The 20,111-nt window shown below is 66.3% G+C and carries 14 protein-coding genes; 5 read left to right on the top strand and 9 right to left on the bottom strand.

What is annotated here, in order from left to right; all coding sequences use genetic code 11:
• Window positions 1-14 precede the first annotated feature (14 nt).
• The 6 genes from ACXJKM_RS21190 to ACXJKM_RS21215 form a co-directional block, all read right to left on the bottom strand.
• Window positions 15-2,672 (bottom strand): bifunctional acetate--CoA ligase family protein/GNAT family N-acetyltransferase, encoded by a 2,658-nt coding sequence (locus tag ACXJKM_RS21190; protein ID WP_457354981.1) that lies wholly within the window; start codon window positions 2,670-2,672, stop codon window positions 15-17.
• Between the two features lie 7 nt (window positions 2,673-2,679).
• Window positions 2,680-3,753, bottom strand: coding sequence for an NAD(P)-dependent alcohol dehydrogenase (locus ACXJKM_RS21195; RefSeq protein ID WP_457354983.1), 1,074 nt, complete (start codon window positions 3,751-3,753; stop codon window positions 2,680-2,682).
• Between the two features lie 138 nt (window positions 3,754-3,891).
• Entirely contained in the window at window positions 3,892-4,371 is a 480-nt protein-coding gene (locus ACXJKM_RS21200) for a carboxymuconolactone decarboxylase family protein (RefSeq protein WP_457354985.1), read from the bottom strand.
• A gap of 48 nt (window positions 4,372-4,419) precedes the next feature.
• On the bottom strand, window positions 4,420-5,370 hold the full coding sequence (gene sigJ, locus ACXJKM_RS21205; RefSeq protein WP_457354986.1) for an RNA polymerase sigma factor SigJ: 951 nt from the start codon (window positions 5,368-5,370) through the stop codon (window positions 4,420-4,422).
• Window positions 5,371-5,427: 57 nt separating this feature from the next.
• Window positions 5,428-7,233, bottom strand: a complete 1,806-nt coding sequence (locus tag ACXJKM_RS21210) for a glycoside hydrolase family 9 protein (RefSeq protein WP_457354988.1) — start codon at window positions 7,231-7,233, stop codon at window positions 5,428-5,430.
• Complete coding sequence (locus ACXJKM_RS21215; protein ID WP_457354990.1) at window positions 7,230-8,351, bottom strand: hypothetical protein; 1,122 nt, start codon at window positions 8,349-8,351, stop codon at window positions 7,230-7,232. Before ACXJKM_RS21215 ends, ACXJKM_RS21210 begins: the two co-directional genes overlap by 4 nt.
• A 316-nt stretch (window positions 8,352-8,667) precedes the next feature.
• Between ACXJKM_RS21215 and ACXJKM_RS21220 the strand changes: the two genes are divergently transcribed.
• The 4 genes from ACXJKM_RS21220 (at window position 8,668) to ACXJKM_RS21235 (ending at window position 14,896) form a co-directional block, all read left to right on the top strand.
• On the top strand, window positions 8,668-9,918 hold the full coding sequence (locus ACXJKM_RS21220) for an ROK family protein (RefSeq protein ID WP_457354992.1): 1,251 nt from the start codon (window positions 8,668-8,670) through the stop codon (window positions 9,916-9,918).
• A gap of 64 nt (window positions 9,919-9,982) precedes the next feature.
• Entirely contained in the window at window positions 9,983-10,924 is a 942-nt protein-coding gene (locus ACXJKM_RS21225) for a carbohydrate kinase family protein (RefSeq protein ID WP_457354994.1), read from the top strand.
• 10 nt (window positions 10,925-10,934) lie between these two features.
• Complete coding sequence (locus tag ACXJKM_RS21230) at window positions 10,935-12,173, top strand: MFS transporter (protein ID WP_457354996.1); 1,239 nt, start codon at window positions 10,935-10,937, stop codon at window positions 12,171-12,173.
• 77 nt (window positions 12,174-12,250) lie between these two features.
• Entirely contained in the window at window positions 12,251-14,896 is a 2,646-nt protein-coding gene (locus ACXJKM_RS21235) for a TonB-dependent receptor (RefSeq protein WP_457354998.1), read from the top strand.
• A 305-nt stretch (window positions 14,897-15,201) separates the two neighbouring features.
• Here the strand turns inward: ACXJKM_RS21235 and ACXJKM_RS21240 are convergent, their stop codons facing one another.
• The 3 genes from ACXJKM_RS21240 to ACXJKM_RS21250 all read right to left on the bottom strand — a co-directional run bounded on the left by ACXJKM_RS21240 (window position 15,202) and on the right by ACXJKM_RS21250 (window position 19,183).
• Window positions 15,202-16,026 (bottom strand): M15 family metallopeptidase, encoded by an 825-nt coding sequence (locus ACXJKM_RS21240; RefSeq protein ID WP_457355000.1) that lies wholly within the window; start codon window positions 16,024-16,026, stop codon window positions 15,202-15,204.
• Window positions 16,027-16,268: 242 nt separating this feature from the next.
• On the bottom strand, window positions 16,269-17,414 hold the full coding sequence (locus ACXJKM_RS21245; protein WP_457355002.1) for a hypothetical protein: 1,146 nt from the start codon (window positions 17,412-17,414) through the stop codon (window positions 16,269-16,271).
• A 68-nt stretch (window positions 17,415-17,482) separates the two neighbouring features.
• A complete protein-coding gene (locus ACXJKM_RS21250; protein ID WP_457355004.1) occupies window positions 17,483-19,183 on the bottom strand; it encodes a hypothetical protein in 1,701 nt (566 codons plus the stop codon).
• A gap of 530 nt (window positions 19,184-19,713) precedes the next feature.
• On the opposite strand from ACXJKM_RS21250, the gene ACXJKM_RS21255 reads away from it, so the two are divergent.
• The gene (locus tag ACXJKM_RS21255; protein WP_457355006.1) at window positions 19,714-20,109 is read left to right on the top strand and encodes a YciI family protein; all 396 of its coding nucleotides are present in this window, start codon (window positions 19,714-19,716) and stop codon (window positions 20,107-20,109) included.
• Window positions 20,110-20,111: the final 2 nt, after the last annotated feature.

Consider the following 20,111-nt stretch of genomic DNA (forward strand, 5'->3'; position numbering starts at 1 on the left):
GACTGTTCAACGTTTCAAATCAGGTCCAGCACATAACGCAGGGTTTCATGGTCAGACCCGGCCTTGTCGAGCCTGAACCCGCCCTGCGTCGCCAGCTCGCGCATGCCTACGTTCTCGCGCAGCACCAGCGCCACCAGGCGCTGCGTGCCGTGGCCTTGCAGGTAGCCCACCATCTTGTCCAGCAGCCGTTGCCCCAGGCCCTCCCCTTGCAGCTCGGTGGCCAGGATGATGGCGAACTCGGCCTCGACGTTGTCGGGATCGGCCACGGCGCGCACGACGCCCAGCGTGCACTGCGTGCCGTCGGCCTGCGCCTCAATCACGACGAAAGCCATCTCGCGGTCGTAGTCGATCTGCACCAGGCGGGCCAGCTCGCTGCGCGGCAGTTCGCGCCGCATGCTGAAGAAGCGCAGGCGGATGTCCTCGGGTGCGAGCTGCCCGGCGAAGGCGAGGTGCCGCGCCTCGTCCTCGGGCCGGATCGGGCGCACCTGCAGCTGCCGGCCCTGCCACGTCCAGGTCTCGGCAAGTTCAGCCGGATAGGGCTGGATGGCGAAGCGCGATGTCCCGGCACTGGCCGCAGGGGTGACGCGCAGGCGGGCGTCCAGCGCAATGACGCCGTCGCCGTCGGCCAGCAGCGGGTTGATGTCCAGCTCGGCCAGCTCGGGCAGGTCGGCCAGCATTTGCGAGACGGTCACCAGCACGTCGCAGATGGCGTCCATGCGCGCGGGTGCATGGTCGCGGTAGCCGGCAAGCAGCTTGGCCACGCGTGTGCCGGCCACCAGCTCGCGGGCCAGCACGCGGTTCAGCGGCGGCAGGCCGATGGCGCGGTCGGCCATCACCTCCACCGCCGTGCCGCCCTGGCCGAACAGGATGACCGGGCCGAACACCGGGTCCACGCTGGCGCCGACGATCAGCTCCTGCGCATGCGGCCGGCTCACCATGGCCTGCACCGTGAAGCCGGCAATGTGTGCTAGCGGCTTGATCGAGCGCACCCGCGCCAGCATCTGCCGGGCGGCCAGCCGCAAGGCCGCGTCGTCGCTCAGGCCCAGCACCACGCCGCCCACGTCCGACTTGTGGCTGATGTCGGGCGACAGGATCTTCAGCGCGACCGGGTAGCCGATGGCGACTGCGGCTGTCACCGCTTCGTCAGCGGTGGGACCCACCGCGACCGTCGGCACGACCGGGATGCCATAGGCCTGCAGCACGGCCTTGGCCTCCAGCTCGTCGAGCATCTCGCGGCCATCGGCAAGCGCCGCCTCGACGACGGCGCGCGCCGCCGCGCGGTCCGCCGGCCCGGCCTCGCTGGCGGTGGGCGCCTCGGTGAGCAGCGCCTGGTTGCTGGCGTAGCGGGCCAGCATGGCGAACGCTCGCACAGCTTCCTCGGGCGTGTCGTAGCCGGCCACGCCCGCGCCTTCAAAGGTGCGCCGCGCCTCGGCCACGCCGGCGTCGCCCAGCCAGCAGCTCATCAGGCGACCGGCGGCCTCGCGGGCCAGTGGTGCGCAGGCAAGGGCGATGTCCTCGCTGCGCACGATGGCCGTCGGTGCGTGCATGAAGAGCACCGTGCCGGTGTCGGGGTCGTCGAGCAGCGCGCGCAGCGTGGCGGTGTAGCGCTCGACCGGCGCGTCGCCAATGATGTCGACGGGGTTGCCGTGCGACCAGGTGGGCGGCAGCACGGCGTCCAGCTTTGCGCGAAGCGCGTCACTCAGCGGTGGCAGGTCGACGCCGGCCAGCGCGGCCGCGTCGGCCGCCATGACACCGGCGCCGCCGCCGTTGGTCATCAGCGTCAGGCCGCGCTGTGGGCTGCCGCGGAAATGCGCCAGCGTTTCGGCCGCCATGAACAGGTCTTGCAGCGTGTCCACGCGCAGCATGCCGGCGCGGCGGATGGCCGCGTCTATGACCACGTCCGACCCCGCCAGCGCACCCGTGTGCGACGCGGCAGCCTGCAAGCCATTGCCGGCGCGACCGGCCTTCACCACGATGACCGGCTTGTTGCGCGCCGCCGCGCGCGCCGCCGACATGAACTTGCGCGGCGACTCGATGGACTCGATGTAGAGCAGGATGGCCCGCGTGTGCGGGTCGCTGGCGAAGTGGTCGAGCAGGTCGCCGAAGTCCACATCGGCCCGCTCGCCCAGCGACACCATGTGCGAGAAGCCGATGCGACGCGAGCGCGCCCAGTCGAGCACCGCCGTGACCAGCGCGCCCGACTGCGACACGAAGGCGATGTCGCCGGGCAAGGCGTCGACATGGGCAAAGCTGGCGTTCAGGCCGATGCGCGGCGACAGCAGGCCCAGGCAGTTGGGGCCGAGCAGGCGCAGCAGATGCGGCCGGGCGGCGTCCAGCGCGGCCTGCTTCTGAACAGCGTTCAGGCCGGCGGTCATGACGATGGCGGCGCGCGTGCCCAGCTGGCCCAGCTCGGCGATGAGGCCGGGCACCGTATCCGGCGGGGTGCACAGCACGGCCAGGTCCGGCGCTTCGGTCAGGTCGCCGATGCGGCCTGCCAGCGCCACGCCGTCGAGCTCGGCGTGCTTGGGGTTGACGCCGAAAACACGGCCAGCAAACGTGCCGGCACGGAGGTTGCGCCAGACGGTCGCCCCGACGCTGCCGGGGCGGTTGGAGGCGCCGACCACCACGACCGAGCGCGGTGACAGAAGCTGGTCGAGGTGGCGGATGCTCATGCGGATGTCAGGGGGTAATCGCCACCTTGAGCACACCGTCGCGCTGGTGGCCGAACAGCTCGTAGGCCGCCTCGATGTCATCGAGCTTGAAGCGGTGCGTCACCATGGCCTCCAGGTTGACGCGCCGCGCGGCGATGACGGACATCAGCCGGCGCATGCGCTCCTTGCCGCCGGGGCAGAGGGTGGTGACGATCTTGTGGTCGCCCAGGCCTGCTGCAAAGGCGCCGAGCGGGATGGTCAGGTCGGTGGAGTAGACGCCCAGGCTGGACAGCGTGCCACCCGGCCGCAGCACGCGCAGGCAGGCCTCGAAGGTCTGCTGCGTGCCCAGGGCCTCGATGGCGACGTCGACGCCGCGGCCATCGGTCAGGCGCATGATTTCTTCCACGGGGTCGACCTTGCTGGCGTCGATGACATGGTCGGCGCCCATCTGCGTGGCGATGGCCAGGCGGTTGGCCAGCCGGTCGACGCCGATCACCATGGACGCGCCGCTGAGCTTGGCGCCGGCCGTGGCGCACAGGCCGATGGGGCCTTGCGCAAACACCGCCACCGTGTCGCCGATGCGCACGCCGGCACTCTCGGCCCCGCTGAAGCCGGTGGACATGATGTCGGGGCACATCAGCACCTGCTCGTCGGTCAGAGAGTCGGGCACCGGCGCCAGGTTGGCCATGGCGTCGGGCACCAGCACGTACTCGGCCTGGCAGCCGTCGATGGTGTTGCCGAACTTCCAGCCACCCATGGCCTTCCAGCCATGCGACGTGCCGGCGCCGTCCTGCGAGCCGCAGCCGCACAGGCAGGCCGTGCTCCAGCCGCTGGGCGTGATGGCGCCGGCGATGACGCGCTGGCCCTCGCGGTAGCCGCGCACACCCGAGCCGAGTTTCTCGATAACGCCCACGGGCTCGTGGCCGATGGTCAGGCCGCGTGCGACCGGGTACTCGCCCTTGAGGATGTGGATGTCGGTGCCGCAGATGGTCGTCGTGGTGACGCGGATCAGCGCGTCCTGCGGACCGACATCGGGCATGGGCTTGTCCTCCAGCACGATGCGCCCGGGCTCGACGAAGACAGCGGCTTTCATCATGGCCATGGGAAATCCTCCAAAAGGCGCTACGCGCCTGGAAGGTTCCATGACGTCAGGCCACCCTACTCCGAGGCCTTGCCCAGGTGCAGGGTGGGAGCGCCGTTGCAGGGTAGGACGCGAAGCCGGCGGCCGCTTTGCGCCAGATCAGTTCAGGCCCGCCTTGTCCAGCCCGAACATCTTGTCCGCCGAGCCCGGCACATTGCGCACCGCCACATTCATGCGGTTCCAGCCATTGATGGCGGCAACGCGCCAGGTCAGCTCGGACAGCTCTTCCGGGGAGAAATGCTCGCTGACCTCGGCATAGGCGGCGTCGGAAATGCCTTCAGGCGGGATGCGGGTCAGCAGCTCGGTCCAGGCCAGGGCGGCGCGCTCCTTGGGCGTGAACAGCGTCGACTCGCGCCAGATGGCGACGTGGTGCAGGCGCAGCTCGCGCTCGCCGTGCATCTTGGCCTGCTTGACGTGCATGTCCAGGCAGAAGGCGCAGCCGTTGAGCTGGGAGGCACGGATGTCGATCAGCACGGCCAGGGTCTTGTCCATGCGGAAGGCCATGCTGAAGTCCAGGTACTTCTTGGACAGGTCGGCGGACTGGCGGAAATAGTCGAGGCGGGCTTGGTGCGTGCTCATGGCAATGTCCTTGGATGTTGTGGGCCGACAAAATCGCCGGCCTCACACTCAAGACGGATCAGCCGCGGCGTTTGTGACACGCATCCGGATCCCGCTGAGCTTGTCGGGGTTGCGCTGGATGTAGACGGCACCCACCTGGCCCGCCTCAGCCGACGGTGCCAGCGCAATGGTCTGCACGAGTCGACCGCCGTTGCTGTCGTCGAGGATGAGCAGACCCGGCAGGCCGTTGACGACGGCCGGCACCAGGCGCCAGGACCGGCTGGTGGGCAGTTGCGCGAAGCCGATGAAGGTGCGCGCGATCTGCGCACCGCCATGCAGGGGCTTGGGCACCGCGCTGACCTTGCCGCCGCCGTCGGCCATCAGCACGGCGTCCTCGCTGAGCAACTGGGCCAGAGCCGAGACGTCCTGGCTGCGCACGGCATCCATGAAGGCGGCCACAAGCCGATCAGCCTCCTCCTTGGCCACCTCGCGGCGCGCGTAGTCGGCCTTGATGTTCTTGCGCGCGCGGCTGATGAGCTGGCGGCAGGCAGCCTCGCTGCGGTCCAGGTGGCGGCCGATCTCGTCGTAGTCGAGGTCGAACACGTCGTGCAGCAAAAAGGCCGCGCGCTCCAGCGGCGACAGGCGCTCCAGGGCCAGCATGAAGGCGATGGACACGTCCTGGGCGAACTCGGCCTGCTTCTCGGGGCCGGGGGCCCAGCCGAACAAGGCTTCGTCCTCCAGCATGGGCTCGGGCAGCCAGACGCCCACGTATTGCTCGCGCTGCACGGCGGCGGAGCGCAGCTTGTCCAGGCAGAGATTGGTCACCAGCCGCGACAGGAAGGCGCCCTCGTGCTGGATGGGGGCCGCATCCACCTCGGCCCAGCGCAGCCAGGCCTCCTGCACGATGTCCTCGGCCTCGGCACGCGAGCCGAGCATGCGGTAGGCCAGCGCGCGCAGGCGGCGCGCATGGTCACGGTCAAAGCGCAGGGCGCGGGCGGTGGGCGAGAGGTCGTCGGTCATGGCGGGAGTTTCGCGGTTCAACTCCCTCCTGACGGGACAGCCCCCACGTTTGTGACATCAGCGCGCGATCTCCACCGCCGCCAGCAGCATCCAGGCCGAGTGCGGCAGCCACTGCTCCACCCAGCGCCACTGCTCGCCGTCGGGCCCTGGTCCGAACGCAATATCCTCGCCCGTATCGCTGCCGACGGCGCCCGTGATGCCATTGGAGATGCCGCCGGCAAACATGTCGCCCGCGCTGGACGGTACGGCCGGCGGGTTGCGCTTGCCAAAGCCGTAGAGCATGGAGATGCCGTAGGGGTTGCGCCCCAGCGTCCAGTCGAGCTGGCTCTGCGCATAGCCGGCCCAGCCCTCGGGCATGCCGGTGCCGAGCTGGCGGCTGGCGGCCGTCATGGCCGTGGTCAGCGAGGCCAGGCGCGCACTCTCGCCCTGCCACCAATAGCCAGTCTCGTTCTTGTGCGGCATGAAGAAGCCCTCCATCACGGAGCCTTCTGCCTTGCCGTTCGGCGCGAGCTGGAAGGACTGGCGTGCATAGCCATAGGGGTTGGACACGCGCTGGGTGATGGCGATCTCATGCTTCAGTGCCGACGCGATGGCAGCGGTCGCGCGGCCGCGACGCGCCTCCTGGGTCTCGATGGCTAGATAGTGCGTGAGGCTCAGCACCGGCAGGCCGGCTTCGACCGCGTGGTAGTAGGGCCGCGAGCCGCCATCGCTGATGAAGCCGCCGGCAGCGGTCTGGCGGCCCATCAGACTTTCGGCGCGCAGCCGGGCGGCGTCGAGGAAGCGCGGCTCGCGTGTCGCGTTGAACAGCTCGACGGCTGCCATCAACGCCGTGTAGTCGTCGATGATGTTTTCGACGCCATTGGCCGTGTACTGCGCATTGAACTGCTGCAGATGGTCGAAGGCCTTGACCGCGTCGGCCAGATAGGTCGCACCGTTGAACTCGCCCTGCCGACCCGATTGCTTCGCCAGCAGCGAGGCCCGCGCCAACGCCGCGATGGCCATGCCGCCCCCCGCGCGATAGGCCGAGCGATAGAGCTGGGTGTATTTGCCGTCCTCGCCCTCGTAGCCGACGACCATGCGCTCGGCCTTCTCGTCGCCCCATTTGTCAAACACCGTCGTGTAGAAATAGCCCTCCGCGTCGAGGATGCGGTGCAGATAGTCGGCACCCCAGAAGGCCTCGTTCTCGGCTCGCTTGAGCAGGCCCGCGCGCCGGTAGAGATCGGCCGAGGTGTGCGACGTGTAGGCCAGCACCCAGGCCGCCATCGACGTCTGCTGCGGGTTGAAGAAGTTGGCGTAGCCGAGGTGGGACAAATACTTGCCCGTGTCGCCGCCGGCGTCCTTCCAGCCGCCGTGCACGTCGACGAAGCGGTCCGTCTCGAAGATGCGGATATGGCGGTCGACCTTGGCCGTATGGCGGCTGCGGCGGAAGTAATCCAGCGTCTTGTCGGCAATCGTCGTGAACAGGGCCTGGTCCCGCAGAGGGACCGGCGCCGACAGCGCGCGCTTGCCACCCAACGTGGCTTCGACGCGATAGGCGCCCGCCTTCTCGATGGCCGAGAAGTCCACCTCGAAGTAGCGCTTGCCCGCCCCCCAGGCGGAGAACTCGGGCAAGGCCTTCAGTTCGCCCTGGGCGACGACCTTGCCACCGGCCAGCACGCGGTAGCGCCCGGCCTGGGCCAGGCCCGTGGACTCGACGACAGCCCTTTTGGAGCCGACGCGTTCCAACGCCACCTGGTTGATCTGCACCAGCAGCGGATCGGCCGGCAACTTGACCGACACCGTCGTCACCGGCGCAGCCGCATCGGCGGCAACGGCCAGCGGCATGGCGGCCGCCAGGGCCGCTGCAATCAGGATTCGCTTCATTCCCATGCCATGTTCTTGGACCACTTGATGCCCGAGGTCGGGCACTTGCCGCTGTTGTCGGGGTAGCTGCTGTTGATGACCGAGTTGACCGTGCTGACGCTGTTCATGGCCGGGTTCTTCTTGTAGATGTCCAGGGCCATGCTGGCCCGCCAGCAATTGCCCGCATCGTCGCCGAGGCTGCTGGACTTGAGCCAGCGGATGTACTGGTCGGTCAGGTAGGTGGCGAAGCAGGTTTCGGCGCTCAGGCTGCCGCAATTGCCAGCGTTCTTGACCGAGGTGAAGGCCGAGACGCTGCCAATCGAGCCGGTGTTGACCTGCACCTGGAAGGCCAGGCCGACGAGGTTGTGTTTGTCGAAGGCCGTGAAGCCGATGCCCTTCAAGGCGCTCAGGACCGGCAGCAGCTTGTCGTTGTTGATGTGCGCGTAATGGCTCATCACATACTTGTCCTGCTGGTTGTCGAAGGCCGACTGCAGGGCCTTGCAGATCTTGGTCAGGGCCGCGCGCTTGGTGGAGTTGGAGCGGCTGAGGTTGGGATAGGGGTCGAGCCGCGAATCATCCGCCTTGAAGTTGGCGGCCGACACGCCGGTGACCTGCACGCCCCAGTTCTTCATGTCGGTGTTGGTCGCGCCGGTCTTGCCCAGCACATAGGGCGCGAAGGCGTTCTTGAAGTAGTCGGGGAAATCGCCCACCGTCGTCACACCGACCGGGCCGAAGGTGTCACCGCGGTAGTCGGAAATGCCTTGGCTGGCCTCGTAGTCCACCTCGCAATAGCGCCAGGGGCCGACGTCCTGGTAGTTGGTGGTGCCGTTCTCCGGGTAGGCGTCCATGCTGAGCACGGCCTGCCATTGGGCGACGGTCAGCTTGCGGTTCTTGTCGAAGACGTTGCCGTAGACCTTGGCGTCGCCCACGGGGATGACGCCGCTGGCCGCCGCCGGCTGGACGGCCGTCACCAGGGCCTGGCCGCTGGCGGTCTCAGTCTGGGTGTACAGCCAGCCGTCCTGCACAAAGGCCGTGCTCTTGGCGGCATTGCTGCCGGCCGCATTGCCAGCCCCAATTGCCAGCGAAGACAGGCTCAACAGGGCGAGGGCCGCACACGAGCCGATCCGGAGTGATTGCATGTTTGCCTCAACGAAGTCTTGTGGCGATGGAAGAGCCACGGGTTGTGGATGCCCACGAGCAGCGCACGCACTGCCGGCGAGGAGCGCAACTTCACTGCTGGATGCGCCGGGCCAGACCTCGTCCCTCCAACGGGACTTCACGTCTCATGGGCGGCGAATGTAGGGCCGCCAAGCCGGCATCGTCAATATTTAAATCCAATGGTTGTATAAATTTATTTCAAGCGTGATCGACGCCGGAACCGCCGCCTCGGACAGAATCGCGGCCCGGGCACAGGCCCCACCTATCATGGGCACCACGAAAGCGCCGTCAGCACGCATGAGAACCACCGGCCGAGGAGCCACCCAACAGTCCAGCGCCCCCTTCAACCGCCGCGTGGTGCTGGACTTCATCCGCCAGCAAGGCGCCGCCTCGCGCAAGGACATCGCCGACATGGTGTCGCTGAGCCCGCAGACGGTGGCCAACATCACCAACGACCTGGAGGCCATCGGCCTCATCGTGTCGCGGCGCCAGAAGGTCGACAAATCCCGCGGCCAGCCGCCCATCGCCTTCGAGCTGAACCCGCAGGCCGGCAACGCCATCGGCATCAGCCTGGAGCCGGGCCGGGCCTCGGCGGCCCTCGTCAACCTCGTGGGCGAGATCCGCAGCCGCTGCGAAGTCGAGCTGGACACCAGCGACCGCCAGCAGATGCTGGCGTCCATGCTGCAGCTCGTCGCGCGCCTGCGCCGCGAATCGACCGAGCGCCTCTGGGGCATCGGCGTCGCCCTGCCCGGCCCTCTCGGCCACACCGACATCAGCTTTGTCGGCCCGACGGCGCTGGAAGGCTGGAACGACCTGTCCGTGCTGGACGAACTGCGCGAGACCACCGGCCTGCCTCTTTTCTACCGCGTCGACAGCGTTGCCGGCGCCCTGGGCGAGACGCTGTTCGGCGTCGCCAGGCACCTGGACGACTTCTTCTACCTGCACCTGGGCCTGGGCCTGGGTGGGGCCCTGGTCATCGGCCGCTCGGCCTACCCCGGCGCCGACGGCAATGCCACCGAGATCGGCCACGTGCCCATCGTGCCCGGCGGCACGCCCTGCTATTGCGGCAACCGCGGCTGCCTGGAGCGCTACGTCTCCATGTACTCCCTGGCCGAAGCCCTGGGCGTGAGCGATCACGATGTCTGGACCCTGGACCTCAGCGCACGCCTGCAGCAGCCCGCCGACGAGGCCCTGCACCGCTGGTGCCGCCAGGCCGCCGACCGCCTGCGCGACGCCGTCTGCATGATCGAGAACATGCTGGACCCGCGCTCCATCGTCATCGGCGGCTCCGCGCCCAAGGTGCTGGTGGAGCATCTCGTGGCGCTGGCCCTGCCCTGGCACCGCTCGGTGCGTGGCGGCATGGCGGCGCCCGAGACCCGCATCGTGCTGTCTGACCGCCAGGACGACTCCTCCATCCTCGGCGCCGCCGTGCTGCCCATCTACGAGATGCTGTCGCCGCGCCTGGAAGTGCTGCAGCAGGACCGCCGCAGCGACCTCGACGTGGGCGAATTGCTGGGCCATCGCCCCGTCACCAAGCGAATCGGATAAATATTTCAATCCATTGGATTTAATTATTGACACGACTTCCGGCGGGCTCCTATAGTCGGCGCCCATGGACACGGATCGCGCCCTTTTCACCCCTCAGCTCAGCGTCGTCGGCGACGTCGGCGTCGACCTGGTTCTCGGCTCGCTGGAAGGCTGGCCCAGCATCGGCACCGAACTGCTGATGCCGCGCAGCGAGCTGCGTGCCGGCGGCTCGGGCGCCAACGCGGCGCTGGCCGCCCGCCACATCGGCCAGGCCACCCACCTCATCTCGGCCGTCGGCAACGACCATTTCGGCCACTGGCTGGCCGAGCAGTTCAGCGGCATCCGCACCCACCTGGAAGTCTGCGACCGCGAGACCACCATCTCGGTCGGCCTGATGCACAGCTGCGGCGAGCGCAACTTCTTCACCACCCACGGCCATCTGCAGCAGCTGTCGGTGCAGCATGTGCTCAAGCACCTGCACGCCACGCCGGTGCCTTCCATCGCCCTCTTCACGGCGCCCTTCCTGCTGCCCCACCTGCGCATCCGCTACGCCGACCTGCTGGCCGAGGCGGCCTCGCGCGGCTATCGCATCGCCCTGGACACCGGCTGGCCGCCCGAGGGCTGGGACCGCGACGAGGTGCTGGGCTGGCTGCTGCACTGCGACCACCTGCTCATCAACGAGCTCGAGGCGCGCAGCATCGCCGGCACCAAGGATCTGGACGATGCGCTGACGTTGATCGCCAAGGCGCTGAAGCCAGGGGCCAGCCTCGTCGTCAAGGTCGGCGCTCGCGGCGCGCTGGGCATCGAGGCTGGACGTCGTGTCGCCCACGACACCGAGCCGGCCGACATCTTCGACACCATCGGCGCGGGTGACGCCTTCAACGCCGGCTACCTCTCTGCGCGGTTGCGCGGTGGCGACCTCGCCGAAGCCCTCGCCGCCGGATGCCGCACCGCCCGCGCCATCCTCGCGCGCTTCCCGCGCAAGACCATCCGCGCCGGCGAATTCGCTGACTGCGTGGCCGCCTGAGCACCAAGCCATGAAGCACCGCGCGCTGATCGTCGGCTACATCCTGCTGATCTGGTTCGTGATCTCCTTCGTCACCAACCTGATCGGCCCACTGATGCCGATCATCATCCAGGACTTCAAGCTGAGCCTGGCGCTCGCGGGTTTCCTGCCCTTCTCCTTCTTCCTCGCCTACGGGCTGGTATCGGTGCCGGGCGGCATGCTGGTCGAGGCGCGCGGACCACGCTTCACCATCCTGATCGCCTTCCTGCTCAACCTCGCCGGGTCGCTGGCCATCGCGATGTGGCCCAGCTACGGCACGGCCATCGCCGGTCTCTTCGTCATCGGCCTGGGCATGGCCCTGCTGCAGGTCGTCATCAACCCGCTGCTGCGCACGGCCGGCGGTGAGGCCCATTTCGCCTTCTTCTCGGTGATGGGGCAACTCGTCTTCGGGCTGGCGTCCTTCCTGAGCCCCTGGGCCTTCCAGCTGCTGATGGAGAGGCCCGGCGCGGCCGGCAGTCCCCTGGTGTGGGTCGCCTTCTACTGGATCTTCACGGCCGGCTTCGTTGCCCTCATCCTCGCCAACCAGACCCTGCCCCTGCCCCGGGTCGAGCTCAAGGACGACGAGCGCGCCGGCGGCTGGGCGGCCTACAAGGAGCTGCTGGCGCGGCGTGATGTGCGCCTGTTCTTCCTGGGCATCCTGGCCTATGTCGGCACCGAGCAGGTGCTGGCCAACTGGATGTCGCAATTCCTGGCTACCTATCACGGCTTCTCGGCCACGGCCGAGGGGGCGGACGCCGTGGCGCGCTTCTGGGGCCTGATGTCTGTCGGCTGCCTGCTCGGCCTCGTGCTGCTCAAGCTGCTGGACTCACGCGTCGTGCTGGCCGGCTTCACGGTGCTGGCCATGGTCTGCGTCGGCATCGCGCTGTTCGGCCCGGCGGCCGCGTCGCTGTGGGCTTTCCCGGCCTCGGGCTTTTGCCTGTCGGTGATGTTCTCCATCGTCTTCTCGCTGGGCCTGAACTCCGTGCCCCGCCACCACGGCGCCTTCTCGGGCGTGCTGTGCACCGGCATCCTCGGCGGCGCCGTCGTGCCGCTGCTGGTGGGCGTGCTGGGCGACGCCATCGGCCTGCGCGCCGCCATGACCACCGTCTTCCTGACCCTGGCCTACATCCTGAGCGTCAGCGCCTGGGCGAGGCCACTCGTGCGCAACGAGACCGTCTCGTTGGCGCAGTTGTTGTCCGGCACCAAACCCAAGCCCAGACCCGGGGCCTGACTTCCCGACTCAAACACGCCGTGGCTTTCGGGCCAGGACGGTGGCCGCCCATACACAGACACAAGGAGCCGAGAGCGATGAGAACGAACCGAGCTGGATACGCCAAGACCGTCACCGCAGCCGCCGTGAGCCTGCTGGCCGGCGCAGCCTTTGCCCAAGAGACGACGACCGCCACGACGGACAAGGACAACGCCAGGAATGAGCTGCCCACCGTCACCGTCAGCGCGACGCGCGTCAACTCCAACCTGCTGAAGACGCCGGTCGCCGTCACCGCCATCACCCAGGAGGCGCTGAGCCGCGAAGGCATCCACGACGTGCGCGGACTGTCCGGCACCGTGCCCAATCTGCAGATCTCCTCGGGCGCCGACTCCGGCATCCAGATCAACATCCGCGGCGTCGGCTCCACCAACTTCACGGAGATCGGCGACCCCGCCGTGGGTCTGCATGTCGGCGGCCTGTACTCGCCGCGGCCGCAAGGCGCGCTCGCGCTGATGTTCGACCTCGAGCAGGTGGAAGTGCTGCGCGGCCCGCAGGGCACGCTGTTCGGCCGCAACTCCACCGGCGGCAGCGTCAACATCATCCCGGCCAAGCCCGAGTTCGGCTCGACCTACGGCAATGTCGAAGCGGACTTCGGCAACTACCGCAAGCGCCAGATCAACCTGATCCAGAACATCGCCGTCAACGACAAGTTCGCGCTGCGCGCCACCGTCAGCAAGGTCACGCGCGACGGCTGGATCAACCAGCAGCAGGACTTCTATGACGTCAATCTGCCGGCGCATGGCTTTGTCGCCGATGGCATCCCTGACGTGGACCAGCGCCGCAACACCCTGGTCTCCAAAAGTAAGTACTACTACAACCGCGACGAATGGGCGGCGCGCATCGCCGGCCGGCTCAAGCTGACCGACAACATCGAGTGGTTGGTGGCCTACGAGAAGTTCCAGAACAACGGCGCCGGCGACGTCGCCATGAAGGACTGCGACATGGCGGCCGGCACCGCCTTCGCCTGCACTGGTGGCAAATGGGACGTCAAGATCAACGTGCCCGGCAAGACCGACATGTCCATCGGCACGCTGCGCTCCAACCTGGTGTGGAACCTCAGCCCGCAGAGCAGCATCGAATACGGCTTCGCCTTCGCCAACCAGAAGCGCACGCAGCAGTCCGACGATGACGGCGGCTACCACCCCATCGCCAGCCAGGTGACGGCCAGCCTGCCCGTCGGCCCCGACGGCGACTGGGGCACCTGGCCCGTCAGCGATATGACCTCGTTCACGCTCGGCTCGACCTACAAGTCCAGCGTGCACGAGCTGCAGTTCAAGCACCACACCGACACGCTGCAGCTCGTCACCGGCCTGTTCTGGATGCACGAGAAGAACGCCATCGACTATGCGCAGGAGCAGCTCGTCACAGCCCCCTATGGCTTCCCGACCAGCCAGTTCTATCACCAGCCCGACCGCCAGATCGACGCCAAGGCCGTCTTCGCGCAGGCCGACTGGAAGTTCACGCCGACCTGGACCGCCACCCTCGGCGCCCGCTACAGCCATGACAAGAAGACCGACAAGAACGGCCAGGTCTTCGGTGGCTGGGACGGCTCCACGCCGGCCTACTACAACGGCTTGTTCCATCCCGGCATGCCCGGCGAGCCGGGCTTTCGCGCCCACAACGGCCGTGACCTGACCGAGAAGATGGGGCCCTTCGCCGGCACCGCCGCCTATGCCGAATGGGGCCCGCCGGCCGGCAACGACAACGCCCAGAGCTGGAAGAAGGTCACCTACCGCCTGGGCCTGCAGAAGCAGCTGACGCCGCTGGACATGGTCTACACATCGTTGTCCACCGGCTACAAGGCCGGCGGCTTCGGCGACAAGGACGACCGCTGCGGCGGCCACGACTGCGTGGACGGCCCCGCCGGCCCGCAGTACACCTTCTTCCCCTACAAGCCCGAGACCGTCACCAACTTCGAGATCGGCTACAAGGGCCTGCTGCTGAACAAGCGGCTGAGCCTGTCGGCCACCCTCTTCTTCAGCCGCTACAAGGACATGCAGGTCACGGGCGACAACTTCGCCTCGCGCATCAAGCGCACCGAGCCCTGCCCCGAAGACAACCCGACCTGCGACATCGTCACCAAGTGGCAAACCGTCAACGTCGGCGTCGTCAGCATCCCGGGCATCGAGCTGGAGGTCGACTACAAGCCCTGGCCCGGCGCCCGCCTGGGGGCCTTCTTCAGCTACATCAACAGCAAGATGAAGGACTACCCGTCCTACAGCGACACCTGGAACTGCGGTGTGCGCGAGGAGATGGGCGCACCGCACTGCCCCGAGCCCTACAGCGGCCCCGTCCGCGAGTTCGCCGGCCGCCAGATCCTGGACATCACCGGCAACCACCTGCCCCTGTCGCCCAAGTACAGCTTCGGCATCAACTTCGCGCAGAGCTTCATGTTCGGCGAGGGCTGGGAGCTGACGCCCTGGGTCAACCTGAAGTGGCAGGACAAGATGTACTTCACCCTGCTCAACCTGGACAACCCGCACATCTCCGACGGCCAGAAGGCCTTCACCAAGATCGACGCCAGCCTCAAGCTGCAGGCGCCCAAGTACTGGCGCGCCGAGCTCTATGTGCTGAACGCGACCAACAAGATGACGAAGAACGCGGTGCAGGACGGCGGCGGCTTCGTGCGCGCCTACTGGAACGACCCGCGGACCTACGGGATTCGGGTGGGGATCGACTACTGAGGGTCACTCATGCTTGCCGGCGCGGGTTCGGCATTCAGGTGGCTGTCGGCGCTAGGCGATTTGTCGAACGGAGAGCGCGGAAATTCCGTTTTGCAGCGGTTGCTGACGGTCGGGGCCAGCGCCCGTGCGACAGCAAGGTGCCCAAAGCCGAAGTTCCGGATCCACGGCGATGAACAGCACCGCAGCGAATGCCGACACTCAGCATTTGACCCCGGGCGGCGGCTCTCGTTCACGACGAGGGTCTATAAAACAACTGGCGCTCAGTAACGCCTCCCGTAGGGTAGTGAAAGTTGTCAGGCACCGACCTACTTGATGACTGCTAGTTCGAAATGCATGCCGTCCGGGCGGTTCGCAAAATGGCCGCCCCAGTAGAAGCCCAGCTCGTTGGCGATGCCTACTAGCTCTCGCACACAGCCTCTGGCATGAAGGCCTACTGGCACATTTCCCAAAGGGTTTTCGCCGGCGTTGAGATCGATGGCTGTGCCCCAGGAGTGGTTAGACAAGTTCACGCGCTTGGGGCTGGTGGTGCCTCGCTTAAGCCGCGCGTTGAAGGCCCCGGCGCAGGTGAGCACGCGGTCCAGCAGGCCCGCTTCTTCCCAACGTTCAAAGAGCTTGAGGAACGAGGGCGCCGCCAGGCGATGACAGCTGATCGTGCCTTGCTCCCGGCGGACGTAGTGGCGCCCGGCCGCGAACAAGCCTTTGTCCAGCTGAGGAATGTGCATACGGACAATGTTCTGAGCCGCCCAGTCGTCGAGGATCTCGATGTGCTCAGGGTCCGTTGCGGTTGGGGCATGCCGAAATTCGAACGCTGAGAACACTGCCTCCGTCCGCGCTACGGTCGGTTGTGCGAGGTTGGCAGACGCAGGCGGCCAACTAAGCGAGGAGCTGGACCCTGCCGCTGGCGGACCAAGAAGGACGAGGCCATGGCTGGCTAGAGCGTTGAACGTCGCCTCGTCCACCTTTCCGCTTTGAGATACGCCTACGCCGTGCTGGTAGTTGCGCAGCGCCGTCCTGGTCAAGGTGCCGAAGCCGCCGTCGGGTGACAGACCTGCTGCGGACACGTTGTTCAAGTGCTCCTGCAGGCGCCGGACGTCGGTGCCTTCGTCGCCGAACTCGAGGTCGTAGATCATGAGCCGTTTCTCCCCGTTGACGGCTCCGGAGGTCCGGATGCCAAGCATTGGACTGGGCCTGGGTGCGATTGTCTTGTCATCCCCAAATCAGTGGGAATGAGTTGAGGCCTTCAAGGCAAATTGGGGGCGCTCATGGTGAATGACCATGCCGGGTCTTCTTCCTTTTGTCGTCGTCATCGTCCTCAGGGGGAGGAGAGTACGAGACCGAGTTGTCGCCGGCATCCATGAGCAGCGATTTCGCCCTAAGGCCGAGTCAACAGTCTCATGGGACCAGTCGGCATCGCTCCACCGACGCTTGCGTAGCTCCCTAGTGCCAGCAACCTCCAAGCGGGCACGATGTACGAAACCTGCCTGGTTCCATCGCCGGCAATGTGCATCCCGACGAAGGTGAACTGGTCATTCGCATCGCGCAGCACCACGGGCGCGCCGCTGTCGCCGGGATACGTTCGGTCGCCGAAACGCACCTGCAGTTCAATGACCGAGTGCGTAATGCCGCGTCGTGTGCCGTCACCGAAATCGTAGGCGAGGGGCATTGGATGTTCCACCAGAGACCGCGCCGCTTGCAGCGGGAGCATGCTGCCAGCAGGCCTATTGCGATTGTTCGCCGGAGCGAAGATCTCCAGTGACTGACCGCTGGCAAGAAGCTGGTTCAACTTCTGCTCGCTTTGGACCCAGGGCAGCGTGTTGGACAGCTGCATTCCGCCGTACAGGAATCCGTAACTTGCAGCCTGATTGATGGTCGCAAGCTGCGCATCGAAGCTGAGAGCTCCCCCTGGTATCACCCGCCCACCAAACCCGGTGCTCTGGGCAAAGGCGTTGCCGGTCGTACTATTCCCGGGCCCTTGCAGCTTCTCCTGTGCGCCAGGTCGCCGACCAACGCCGTCGAGGCTGGGCAGCGGGCTTAAGACGTGCACAGGAGCAAGGCCGTACTTGGTGTTGCCAACTGCGATGATCCATGTCAATGCACCTCGTGCCCAGCGACCGTCGGCGTCTTGTGCCTGGATGCCAGTCAGCGCTTGTGCTCGAGCGGCGAGGATTCGCTTGAGGTGCTGCACGTCTGTTGGAACAGCAACGACTTGCTCGCTGCCGTCGATCAACGCTGGCGTGAGGATCTCGCGGGGCAGGCGTTGGCCCGGCGAACGCGCGAGCTGATCCTCGGATAACTTTCGCTTCACGAGGAACACGATGCACGGTTCGTTGTGTAGATGTTCGACGCCGGCTGAGTCGTTGCGCCGCCTCAATCCGGCCGTGACCGAGACGACTTGCTTGAAGCCGCGGGCGTACTCGATCTGGCGGCAGAGCGCCAGACAGCTCGCCAAATCCAACTGACGAGCCGCACCTAGCTGAGACCATCGCACTCGGGCTTCGAGAATGAGTGATTCATCCAAAGCGACAGACCGCTCTTCCCAGTCTCTCGATCGTTCAGAGGGCCGCTTGTCGACCCTTGGCGCTCTCGTCATTGCACGCAACCGTTGTCGGAGACGACGGAGAGCCGCTGTGGCGAAGCGCGAAGGCCATCTGCCACATCGGATGACAGGTTGTGCCCATCTACCAAGAGTCCAAGCAGCTTCTTCCGGGCGTCGGCCACGCTGAGGTGTTGCGCGTGATCGCCCAGCTGGCAGGCCATAACGACGCGTGATCCCGCTGAATCCGACGTCCAGCTTCGAATGGTCAGTTTGGCTTTCCCGGTCCCGCTGCCGATGGTGAGAGAAGCGCCTGCCTTGCGAGCGCTGCTCAGCGCCGCGGACAATCCCAGGGATCTTCCAGAGTCAGACTCATTGGCGGCTGGGGTGTCGGATGTAGTGCCTGCTGCGGCGTTGACCTTGACAGTGATGGAGGCCGAGTTGCGTGCAGCCGAGGAATCCTCGACGACAAGCGTGAGTTCATGTGGTCCTTTCGTCGTCTTAGGCACCTTGACGTCGAACGTACCGCCACCAGCTGGTGGTGCGACGACGGTGATGCCGAACGTCGGCTGGCTCGTGAATCGGGCGGTGTAGTTGGTCGTACCGCCGGAAGCTGTGAAGCTGTCGCTCTGATCGTCGTCCTTGTTCGCTGTGAATGTCAGCGACGCTTTCGACACCCTGAAGGTGTTCAGCTTGGCTGCATCCGGAACGCATTTGTCGAAGTCATTCGCATCGACCGTTGCAACTTGACGCGTAGATCGCTGTCCGATGGATTCGGCCAGGTATGACACTTTCGCCTGCGACTGCGCCATATTGACCAGAGCTTTACGGATGGTGTTTGCAATGCTGGCCATCGCGGCGCGGCGCGCCGCCGCCTTGGCGGCTTCAGCTGCCGCCGAAGGTGTCACACCAGAGTCGGCTTCGTTCACAGGAACAGAGGACGCGGCACTGGCGGGAGCGGACGGTGGTGTGACTGACTTGATGATTCCTCCTGAAACCCCCAGCAGTCCATTCAGAGAGTCGAGCACAGCCTTGGGCTCAGCAATCCCTTTGGATGCCATCTCATTGACGGCTTGATGGATGGCATGCAGGGTGTCGATGAGCTTCCCGGCGATGACCGGATCACGCTCAAGAAGAGCTTCCGCATCTTTGCTGACGTCGTTGGCACGGGCCAAAACAGTCTTGGCGGCCGTGATGCGTTCCAGCGCAGCGGACTTGAACGCTTCGTCGAGATCCGCCGAGGAAAGCACCAGTGCTTCGACGTCTGCAACGAGACCAGCCAGAGTGGGAAGCTCGGCACGTAGCAGCGCGAGCTCGGCTGCTTGTTCTTTCGCCACGTCTGGGGTGACGCGTAGCGCGCGACCAATCTTGGCAGCGCAATTCACGCGCCCAATGCCAATCTGGTAGGCGTCGAATACCGTTTGCTGTATGCCAGTCGTGGAGTAGAGAAACGTCGATGCGCCAAGGCCTGCAGTGATGGCCGGTACGTCACGGTGCGTCTTGCCTGCCACGGCGGCAAACGTGGCGACGCCCAAACCAAAAAGAAGATCGTTGGTTACCAGCTTCCGACCTAGGTGCTGTTCCGCTTTCACCTCGTACTGCAAACGTAGTGACTGCGCGTCGGAAAGAGCTGCGTCTACGTTGGCGGGGGGATCGTTCGCGGGCTTCCACTGAACGATCGGGTTGACGCTGCAGCCGACGAGCGCCGCTGTCGCAACGATCGAGGCCGTCAGACGATGCAGATTGAAGCCCATATTCCCTCCACTCTTGGCGCCGTCTGATGACGGCAGTCGTTGAGTGCGGAATTATGGGAATCGGGTTCCTCCACTTGTATCATCAGAATTGATGGCATTCGCTCCAAAGCAGGGTTAGCGAGCAGGCGCTTCAGTGACCGATTTGCCGCCCGCTTGCTAGTGGCCGCAAGACGCCTATGAAAAATCGCAGCTGCGCATCGCCGCCAAGCAGTCAGCCACTTCTTGCAGGTCGTCGACTTGGCCGCTGAGCATGTGCCTGAGCGCCGATTCGCCGCCGAAGAGTGGCGCCATGTTGGATTGGTGCACCCAAGCATCTGCTCGCTCATGGACCGGCAGCTGTAGCTGGGTCAATTTCCGCTTTGGGCGCACTTTGCTGACCCTCGGGCGCCAACTACCAAGGACAGCCCCAGCCTGAAGCTGCCTATCGGAGGCTTCAGCAATCGATGCAAAGGCCGTGGCGCGGGAGGTCTGGCTCCCCAACTCGGCCTCCGCGGAACGCTCCACGGTCCCCCTGCATTTACCATCCACCCATGAACCAATCGCAGCACGAATACCTCGTTGTGTCGCGTGGGCTGTGGGACGAAAAAGCGTCTCACGAGGATGTCCAGCGCGCCATCGATCAGTTCTACGTCTGGTACGAGGGCCATCTCGCGGCGGGGCGGATGATGCCCGGCAGCCGGTTGGCGCCCGAAGGCAAGCTCGTTGCCCATGGGCTGGTCACCGACGGTCCCTTCGCGGAGACCAAGGAGATCGTCGGCGGCTACTGGTTCATCGTCGCCACGAGCCTGGAGGAAGCGGCCGAACTCGCCGCGCAGAACCCCTGCCTGGCCTTCGGTCTGACGCTGGAGATCCGCCCCCTCGACGCCGAGCGGGCGCGGGCGACGGACATCACCAACGAAACGCCGCCGCCGTGGCGTCAGCGTTGAGG

Source organism: Roseateles sp. P5_D6 (assembly GCF_054049415.1).

Coding starts and splice junctions, on each gene's coding strand:
- ACXJKM_RS21230 (WP_457354996.1), top strand. CDS start 10,935: ATGAAGCACCGCGCGCTGATCGTCGGCTACATCCTGCTGATCTGGTTC.
- ACXJKM_RS21215 (WP_457354990.1), bottom strand. CDS start 8,351: ATGCAATCACTCCGGATCGGCTCGTGTGCGGCCCTCGCCCTGTTGAGC.
- ACXJKM_RS21235 (WP_457354998.1), top strand. CDS start 12,251: ATGAGAACGAACCGAGCTGGATACGCCAAGACCGTCACCGCAGCCGCC.
- ACXJKM_RS21190 (WP_457354981.1), bottom strand. CDS start 2,672: ATGAGCATCCGCCACCTCGACCAGCTTCTGTCACCGCGCTCGGTCGTG.
- ACXJKM_RS21255 (WP_457355006.1), top strand. CDS start 19,714: ATGAACCAATCGCAGCACGAATACCTCGTTGTGTCGCGTGGGCTGTGG.
- ACXJKM_RS21220 (WP_457354992.1), top strand. CDS start 8,668: ATGAGAACCACCGGCCGAGGAGCCACCCAACAGTCCAGCGCCCCCTTC.
- ACXJKM_RS21210 (WP_457354988.1), bottom strand. CDS start 7,233: ATGAAGCGAATCCTGATTGCAGCGGCCCTGGCGGCCGCCATGCCGCTG.
- ACXJKM_RS21195 (WP_457354983.1), bottom strand. CDS start 3,753: ATGGCCATGATGAAAGCCGCTGTCTTCGTCGAGCCCGGGCGCATCGTG.
- ACXJKM_RS21240 (WP_457355000.1), bottom strand. CDS start 16,026: ATGATCTACGACCTCGAGTTCGGCGACGAAGGCACCGACGTCCGGCGC.
- sigJ (WP_457354986.1), bottom strand. CDS start 5,370: ATGACCGACGACCTCTCGCCCACCGCCCGCGCCCTGCGCTTTGACCGT.
- ACXJKM_RS21200 (WP_457354985.1), bottom strand. CDS start 4,371: ATGAGCACGCACCAAGCCCGCCTCGACTATTTCCGCCAGTCCGCCGAC.
- ACXJKM_RS21250 (WP_457355004.1), bottom strand. CDS start 19,183: ATGGGCTTCAATCTGCATCGTCTGACGGCCTCGATCGTTGCGACAGCG.
- ACXJKM_RS21225 (WP_457354994.1), top strand. CDS start 9,983: ATGGACACGGATCGCGCCCTTTTCACCCCTCAGCTCAGCGTCGTCGGC.